We start from the raw sequence: 798 nt of genomic DNA, 5'->3' as shown, positions 1-798 counted from the left end.
ATCAATGGCATTTGTTTAAAATTTTTGTCTTTTATTTCAATGAACTTCCATCATACATTTAACAACACAACCGTTATTAAATATGCTAATCTAATTTACTAAAATTGTCAGATTAAGTCGTGACTACTTCACTATAATACCTTATTGCCAAGACTTTTCTTTCTAGCTTTTATATTGACTATTTCCATTCATACAACAAAAAGCCGTTTAGTAGAGTATTTTCAAACTAGGCAAAACCTGTTTAAGATGATCTAAAGATATCTGTTCTATTGGGTTGTTACTTATATCTAGTTTCTTTAACTTTTTTAATGAGTATAAAAAATCGGGAATTTGAGATATATTATTTTGAGCCAAATCAAGGTTAGCTAGTTTACAATAATTCTTTATTGTTTCTGGAATTTCCTTTAATTGATTTCCTCTCAAACCCAAAAGCCAAAGCCTTTTTAATTTTCCAAGAGAAGATGGATACAATTGAATTTTGTTATAATCCAAGTAAAGATTTCTGATTTTGGTGCATTTACTTAGAGATTCAGGAATTTCAGTTAGCATATTGTCAATCAAGCTTAATATCTCTAACTTTTTTAAAACACCTATATTAGAAGGAAGCTGCTCTATTTTATTATTTATAATAGATAGTACTTCTAATTTTTTTAAAGAAAGAATAGCCTTTGGAAATTTTAGTATTTTGTTGTAATCTAAATAAAGATCTTTTAAATTGGTTGTGTTGTTAAATGTATGATGGAAGTTCATTGAAATAAAAGACAAAAATTTTAAACAAATGCCATTGATACTTAAGTT

The 798-nt window shown here is 26.4% G+C and carries 1 protein-coding gene; it reads right to left on the bottom strand.

All coding sequences use genetic code 11. The features are described from left to right. Nucleotides 1–207: 207 nt before the first annotated feature. Nucleotides 208–765: a leucine-rich repeat domain-containing protein gene (locus CG11_RS26265; protein WP_156039918.1), complete on the bottom strand. Its 558-nt coding sequence runs from the start codon at nucleotides 763–765 to the stop codon at nucleotides 208–210. Nucleotides 766–798 lie beyond the last annotated feature (33 nt).

Origin of the sequence: Aureispira sp. CCB-QB1, from assembly GCF_000724545.1 — a bacterium.
Lineage (GTDB): Bacteria > Bacteroidota > Bacteroidia > Chitinophagales > Saprospiraceae > Aureispira.
The sequence above is the reverse complement of the archived record's forward strand: the minus strand, read 5'-3'. Positions and strand labels throughout refer to the sequence as shown.